At 58.9% G+C, this 6,739-nt stretch carries 6 protein-coding genes and 3 pseudogenes; 7 read left to right on the forward strand and 2 right to left on the reverse strand.

Annotated features, from left to right (window positions below; translation table 11 throughout):
• Window positions 1-222 precede the first annotated feature (222 nt).
• Window positions 223-945, forward strand: coding sequence for a pirin family protein (locus PMI29_RS03770; protein WP_008003089.1), 723 nt, complete (start codon window positions 223-225; stop codon window positions 943-945).
• Window positions 946-1,044: 99 nt separating this feature from the next.
• On the opposite strand, the pseudogene PMI29_RS32120 reads toward PMI29_RS03770, so the two are convergent.
• Window positions 1,045-1,158 (reverse strand): annotated as a pseudogene (locus PMI29_RS32120) (LysR family transcriptional regulator); the annotation flags it as partial.
• A gap of 53 nt (window positions 1,159-1,211) precedes the next feature.
• Between PMI29_RS32120 and PMI29_RS32125 the strand changes: the two are divergent.
• Window positions 1,212-1,325 (forward strand): annotated as a pseudogene (locus tag PMI29_RS32125) (zinc-binding dehydrogenase); the annotation flags it as partial.
• A 123-nt stretch (window positions 1,326-1,448) separates the two neighbouring features.
• Window positions 1,449-2,405 (forward strand): annotated as a pseudogene (locus PMI29_RS0130445) (alpha/beta hydrolase).
• A gap of 11 nt (window positions 2,406-2,416) precedes the next feature.
• Here PMI29_RS0130445 and PMI29_RS03765 read toward each other — a convergent pair.
• Entirely contained in the window at window positions 2,417-3,436 is a 1,020-nt protein-coding gene (locus PMI29_RS03765) for an AraC family transcriptional regulator (RefSeq protein WP_008003094.1), read from the reverse strand.
• Between the two features lie 163 nt (window positions 3,437-3,599).
• Between PMI29_RS03765 and PMI29_RS03760 the strand changes: the two genes are divergently transcribed.
• The 4 genes from PMI29_RS03760 (at window position 3,600) to PMI29_RS03745 (ending at window position 6,685) form a co-directional block, all read left to right on the forward strand.
• The gene (locus PMI29_RS03760) at window positions 3,600-4,451 is read left to right on the forward strand and encodes a 3-hydroxybutyryl-CoA dehydrogenase (protein WP_008003096.1); all 852 of its coding nucleotides are present in this window, start codon (window positions 3,600-3,602) and stop codon (window positions 4,449-4,451) included.
• A complete protein-coding gene (locus tag PMI29_RS03755) occupies window positions 4,438-5,097 on the forward strand; it encodes a TetR/AcrR family transcriptional regulator (protein WP_008003098.1) in 660 nt (219 codons plus the stop codon). Before PMI29_RS03760 ends, PMI29_RS03755 begins: the two co-directional genes overlap by 14 nt.
• A gap of 89 nt (window positions 5,098-5,186) precedes the next feature.
• A complete protein-coding gene (locus PMI29_RS03750) occupies window positions 5,187-5,600 on the forward strand; it encodes a VOC family protein (RefSeq protein WP_008003100.1) in 414 nt (137 codons plus the stop codon).
• Window positions 5,601-5,923: 323 nt separating this feature from the next.
• Window positions 5,924-6,685, forward strand: coding sequence for a bestrophin-like domain (locus tag PMI29_RS03745; protein WP_008003104.1), 762 nt, complete (start codon window positions 5,924-5,926; stop codon window positions 6,683-6,685).
• Window positions 6,686-6,739: the final 54 nt, after the last annotated feature.

Genomic DNA, 6,739 nt, shown 5'->3' on the forward strand with positions numbered 1-6,739 from the left:
CCAAAATCATTAGGCCAGTTCAAGCTCGCTCCCACAGGTTTCGGTGTTGTGCATTATGGCCAGCCGCAGGCCAGACGTCGGAAAAGAATAGCTGATTCGCACCCGAAGATTGTCAATCTGGCAGAGACAGTATTTCAGTTTTCATCTACTTATTGCACCAGCCAGTAAACATTAACCTTCTCCTCAGTCGGACGAATTCACGTCCCTACAGGAGATTTCATCATGCTGACTCTTCGCAAAGCCTCGGATCGTGGCCTGGCCAATCACGGCTGGTTGAAGTCGTTCCATACCTTTTCCTTCGCCAACTATCGCAACCCGAAAGAGCAGGGTTTTTCTGACCTGCTGGTGATCAACGACGACCGCGTCGCCGCCGGTAAAGGCTTCGGCCAGCACCCGCACCGCGACATGGAGATTTTCTCCTACGTGCTGGAAGGGGCCCTGGAACACAAGGACACCCTGGGCACCGGTTCGGTGATCCGTCCCGGCGACGTGCAACTGATGAGCGCAGGCAGCGGCGTGGCCCACAGTGAATTCAACCACTCCAGCACCCGGCCGGTGCACTTTCTGCAAATCTGGATCGTGCCCGACGTCAGCGGTGCCAAACCGCGCTATCAGCAAGAGCACTTCAGCACCCAGAAGAAGCGCGGGCGCCTGCAACTGATCATCTCGCCGGACGGCGCCAAGGGTTCGCTCAAGGTGCGTCAGGACGCGCGGGTGTATGCAGGCCTGATCGACGGCAAGGAAAGCGCCACCCTGGAGCTCGCCGCCAACCGCTACGCCTATGTGCATGTGGCCCGGGGCAGCGTCGAACTCAACGGAATGTTGTTGCAGGAAGGCGACGGTGTGCGGGTTCGCGAAGAACAGGCGCTGACCTTGAGCAACGGCGTGGATGCCGAAGTATTGGTATTCGACCTGCGCCCACAGGAACTGCCGGAAATGCCATGACAATTCCCTGTGGGAGCGAGCTTGCTCGCGATGCGTTGTGTCATTCAACAGTGATGTCGTCTGACACTCCGCCATCGCGAGCAAGCTCGCTCCTACAGGTTATTCACCGGTCCCGGCGAACCCCACGACAATCTCATCAATCACCGCCCGGACCCTGGCCGTGTGCCGCAGGTCCGCGTGGGTCACCAGCCGGATGTCATAGGGCGATGTCCGCTTCGCGTTTTGCCTGGCTGAGAATCTGTGTAGTGGCGTCCAGTTGCACCCGAACATCCGGGTGTTGCTTGATCGACCAGGTTTACCCGCTCACTGACGCGGCACTGGCCCACGCCCGGATGGAAGCGGGCGATCACATCGGCAAGATAGTCCTGCGTATGGACTGATACAACGCCAGCACCCGGAGGCAGCAATTTGTAACCGCTGCGCCTCAACGATGGTCGGAAAAATCTCCTGATACACGACTTCATCTGTTAAAACCCGTGCTTCACGTTCTGTCGGGCCGATCAATGTCTGCTCCCCTCCTCGTTCACTTGCGCCGACGCTGGCTGTCGTGGCTGTGCATGGCTGTGCTGGTAGTTGGCTTGCCGGTAAGTTGTGGGGCGCTCAAATATAAAGAGCGCGAGTTGCTGTTCCGCATCGAACCAGGCACGGCGGGCTGGTATCGCGGCCTGCCGCAAGATGTTCAGGAGTTCGATATCAAGCCCGCCAGCTACAAGGCCGGGCAAAACCTGCATGCCTGGTGGTGGCCAGCCGCCCGCCGCGATGCGCCGTCAATCCTCTACCTGCATGGGGTGCGCTGGAACCTTACTGGCCAGGCGTTTCGCATCGAGCAATTACGTGCCATGGGCTATTCAGTGCTGGCCATCGACTACCGCGGCTTCGGTCAGAGCAAAGGGGATTTGCCCTCGGAAGCCAGTGTCTACGAAGACGCACACGTCGCCTAGGAGCGCTTTACCGCGATGCAACCGGACGCCAACAAGCGTCTGATCTATGGGCATTCGCTGGGCGGTGCAGTGGCTATCAACCTCGCAGCAGACCTGGCAGCACAGGCGAAAAAACAGCATGTCGCGGTACCGGTGCGCGGTCTGGTTATCGAGTCTTCCTTCACGTCGTTGGGCGATGCAGTCACGGAAGTGGCCGACAACAACCTTCCCGTGAATTGGCTGCCAGTGCGCTGGCTGTTGTCGCAGAAGTTCGACTCCATCGACAAGATCGTCGATATCGACATGCCGCTGCTGGTGGTCCACGGCCTGTCCGACCCGTTCATGCCTTCACGATTCAGCCAGCAATTATTTAATGCCGCCCAGGAACCCAAGCACTTGCTATTGGTACCCGGCGGTACACACAACAACAGCATGAGCCTGGGTGGAAACCAGTATCGCCAGGCACTTGATGGCTTGCTCAAGGCAAGCCCCCATCAATTGGCCGGGCCGTCGGTGGCTCAGGGATCACAGGGTTCCTGAAGGGTGGCGATCTACTCGCCCTGTTCCCCCTGATAACGGGCCCGATAACGCCCCGGACTTTCCCCGGTCCACTTCTTGAACGCCCGATGGAAGGCACTGGGTTCCTGGAAACCCAGTTGCTCGGCGATATCGCTGATGCTCGCCTCACTCTGGCGCAATTGCTCAAAGGCCACGCCCCGACGGACTTCGTCCTTGATCTCCTGGTAGGAGCAACCCTCACGTTCCAGTTTGCGGCGGAAGGTGCTGGGGCTCAGGTGCTGCTCCAGGGCAAAGGCCTGCAAGGTCGGCCATTCACTGTAATGACTGCCGCGCAAGCGCTGATGAACCTGTGATGCCAGGCCGTGCTGGTTACGGAAGCGGATCACCAGCCATTGCGGCGCGGTACGCAAAAACACTTTCAGCGACGCCAGATCCTGAACCACCGGCAAGCGCAGGTAGTGGCTGGCAAATTCGATTTCGGTGCGCTCGGCACCAAAGGTCAGGTTGGGGCCCCAAAGCAGGCGGTCGTCACCCAGCGACAGGCGCGAATGGCGGAAGTCCGCACGGTCAATGGGAATGCGCCGCCCGCCCAACCAGCACAGCAGACTGATCATCAACACCAGGAACGTTTCTTCACCAAACCGGCTGGCATCGTTGTCCGTCGAACAGGTTTCCAGGCTGATGACCGCACGCTTGCCACGCACGGCCAGCGAGCCGCGAAAGTCGCGAAGGAACAACCCGAAGTTGGCCAGGCACTGACGCATGGCCTTATGCAGATCGGGTTCCTGGATCAAGGCCCGGCAAATCAGGGCAAAACTGCCCGGTGGCATGCCATGGGAATCGAGCCCGAAAAACTCATCGTCGAGCTCGCGGATCTGGATCAGCCACAACGCCGCAAACGCGTTGGCCGGCACCCGCGCCGTGGGTTGTTGCATGACCGCCGGATCAATGCCCGCCTGTTCGAGCACTGCCTTCACGCGCTGCGGATCGTCCCTCAGCCCATGGATCATTGCCTGCACGAAATAGGCGGCAACCGAGTCCTTTTCCCGCATTGGTACGCTTCTCTCTCATCACCCGAATGGCAAAAAACATCAGTGCCGTTGAACAGTTTTGGCATAGGACAACCGCCCTGCCGGCTCTAGACTCGCGGCAATAGTACGCCTTCGACCGCAGTCGCGGCCAAGGTATCGCAGGGTTTGATCGAAGGATGGGAACATGAATCTGCAAAACATCGGGGTAATCGGCGCGGGCACCATGGGCAACGGCATCGCGCAAGTCTGCGCCCTGGCCGGTTTCAACGTGACCTTGCTCGACATTTCCGAAAGCGCTTTGCAAAAAGCCGTCGCAACGGTCGGTAAAAACCTCGACCGGCAGATCGCCAAGGAAACCCTGACCCCGGAGCAGAAACAGGCCACCCTCGACAAAATCCGCACCAGCACCGATTACAGCAGCCTGCATAACGCGCAACTGGTCATCGAAGCGGCGACGGAAAACCTCGACCTGAAACTGCGTGTGCTGCAACAGATCGCCGCGCAGGTCAGCAGCGGGTGCGTGATTGCCTCCAATACCTCGTCGCTGTCGATCACCCAGCTTGCCGCCAGTGTCAGCCAGCCTGAGCGCTTCATTGGCCTGCACTTCTTCAACCCGGTGCCGGTGATGGGCCTGATCGAAGTCATCCGCGGCCTGCAAACCAGTGACGCGACCCACAAACTCGCGCTGGACATGGCGACCACCCTCGGCAAAACCGCGATCACCGCCGGTAACCGTCCAGGCTTCGTGGTCAACCGGATTCTGGTGCCGATGATCAACGAAGCGATCCTGGTGTTCCAGGAAGGCCTGGCCAGCGCCGAAGACATCGACGCCGGCATGCGCCTGGGCTGCAATCAGCCTATCGGCCCATTGGCCCTGGCGGACCTGATTGGTCTGGATACCCTGTTGTCGATCCTTGAAGCCTTCTATGACGGTTTCAACGACAGCAAATATCGCCCGGCGCCACTGCTCAAGGAAATGGTCGCTGCCGGTTACCTCGGGCGCAAAACGGGGCGCGGCTTCCATGCCTATGCCTGAGCGTTGCTCGCGCTTTGCCGAGTACCGGGACAAGGTCCTGGAGCTGTTTGCCTGCAAGGGGTTCGGCCAGGTCGGCATGCGTGAGCTCGCAACGTGCCTGGGGCTCTCTCCAGGCTCGCTGTACCACCATTACCCCAGCAAACAGCATCTGTTGCTCGACCTGATCGAAGAGTTCTACGAGGAACTGCTGGCCACCCTGGGACGCATCCAGCAAAAAACCCCGGCCAAACGCGACAAACTCAACAGCCTGATCCGCGCGCACCTGAATCTGCATCGGGACATGCCCTGGCATTTTCGTCTGGTGGAGCGCGACAGCGGTTGCCTGAACGAAGAACAACAGGTTCGGGTTCAGCAATTGCGCGAGCAATATGAGCGCAGTTTGCTGAAGATGCTGGGCGCGAAGTCCCGTTTCAGCGAGCAAGGCCTGCTGGCCGCTGGACATGCCATTGGTGCCCTGCTCAACAGCGCTCCCAGCTGGCTGACGCCCCATGTGCTGGACGAACAGGAACGCGATGAACTGCTGGAGAGCATGGTAAGCGGCGCGATTGAGCGTGTGCTTGCGCCACGGCGTGTACCGGAGGCGATAAGCCTCGCACGACCTATAGAAAAAACATCTAAAGAAACCCAGGCTTCGACGACGATTTAGCGCTTTGCTTGTCGGCTCGACACAATCGGAATTCGCCGACAAACCCGGCGTCCAAACCGATGTGTGTACTTGAGCACCTGGAGCCGACCATGAAAATCAATCCCTACCTTATCTTCAACGGTGACTGCAAAGCCGCCTTCACGTTCTATGCCCAGTGCCTGCAAGGCCAGAACGAAGCCATGTTGACCTTCGGTGAAACCCCTGCCGCTGAACACGTCCCCAAAAATCTGCACAACCTGATCATCCATACCCGCCTGGTGGTTGGCGATCAGGTAATCATGGGGTCGGACACTACACCTGATCGCCCCGTCGATAAAATGAGTGCCTGTTCGGTTTCACTCAACGTCGACCGCATTGCCGAGGCCGAACGGGTCTTTAATGCGCTGGCGGTGGGTGGCACCGTGCAAATGCCACTGGAGACCACGTTCTGGGCCGCACGCTTCGGCATGCTGGTCGACCGTTTTGGCGTGTCGTGGATGGTTAACTGCGAAAAAGATCAGTGAAAGACCTCAGTCGATCGACAGTCTTCAAGGCGCAAAATAGCCCAACCTGAAAAGGTTGGGCGTTCTGGCAACTCCCGGCCTGTCTGCTACCGTCAACTAGCCATACGGATTGCAGCGGACCCGAGGAGGAATCCACTATGCCGACCCACGACGAGCCCTGGTCCACTCGTTTCAAATTCTTGCTACTGGCTGGCGGATTGATCAGCAACCTGCTGACCCTCTTCAGGCGGTGGGGGCCTATGCCAACGGGCCGTTACGGGCTCGCGACGTGAGGGCCATCGAGGGGCGCAAACTCAAACGCATCGTGATCAAGGAGGTTGAACTTGAATGATGCGGTGATCGCCCTCATCGTCTTCGCCTGTCTGTTCGGCAGCGCACTACTGGGTTCGTACGTGAGGGAGCGATTACCGAGCCATCATCTGAGCGACGACTCCGTGACGGTGGTGAAGCTGGCCACCGGGCTCATCGCGACGATGTCGGCGCTGGTCCTCGGCCTGCTCGTTTCATCTGCCAAAGGTACATTCGATACGGCCAATGCCGAACTGGAGGGCGCGGCGGCGAAAGTGGTTCAATTCGACCGCGTGCTGGCCCGTTACGGTGCCGACACCCAGGACATCCGCACTCAGCTCAAGCATAACTATGCCGAAGTCACGAAAACTCTCGCTTCACGCGATCGCAGTCAGATTGCAACACTCGATAGCCCCGAAGTGATCCGTCGCTCCGAAAGTCTGCAACGCCGGGTGGAATCACTGTCTCCCGCCAACGATGATCAGCGCGCGCTCAAAGCCACCGCATTGCAAGACATCGAGACTGTGTTTGCCGACCGCTGGCTGACCCTGCTGCAATCCAACCAATCGATCCCGCCGGTGATGCTGGTGATTCTGGTGACGTGGCTGGCGACTATCTTCGGCTCGTTCGGCCTGTTCGCACCACGCAATGGCACCATTGTCGTCGTGTTGTTGGTGTGTGCCCTGTCGACGGCAGCGACAATCTTGCTGGTGGAAGAACTCAATCGACCGCTTGATGGTTTTATCTGTGTGTCGCTGGAACCGTTAGAGCACACGCTGGAACGGCTGGGGCAGTAAATTCGTTTTCCCGTGGACAAAAACAAAACCCCAACTGCTTTCGCAATTGGGGTT

This window comes from Pseudomonas sp. GM49 (assembly GCF_000282355.1).
Classification (GTDB): domain Bacteria; phylum Pseudomonadota; class Gammaproteobacteria; order Pseudomonadales; family Pseudomonadaceae; genus Aquipseudomonas.

Bases quoted from the DNA above. Each gene is read 5' to 3' on its own strand.
- PMI29_RS03770 (WP_008003089.1), top strand. From the start codon at position 223: ATGCTGACTCTTCGCAAAGCCTCGGATCGTGGCCTGGCCAATCACGGC.
- PMI29_RS03765 (WP_008003094.1), bottom strand. From the start codon at position 3,436: ATGCGGGAAAAGGACTCGGTTGCCGCCTATTTCGTGCAGGCAATGATC.
- PMI29_RS03760 (WP_008003096.1), top strand. From the start codon at position 3,600: ATGAATCTGCAAAACATCGGGGTAATCGGCGCGGGCACCATGGGCAAC.
- PMI29_RS03755 (WP_008003098.1), top strand. From the start codon at position 4,438: ATGCCTATGCCTGAGCGTTGCTCGCGCTTTGCCGAGTACCGGGACAAG.
- PMI29_RS03750 (WP_008003100.1), top strand. From the start codon at position 5,187: ATGAAAATCAATCCCTACCTTATCTTCAACGGTGACTGCAAAGCCGCC.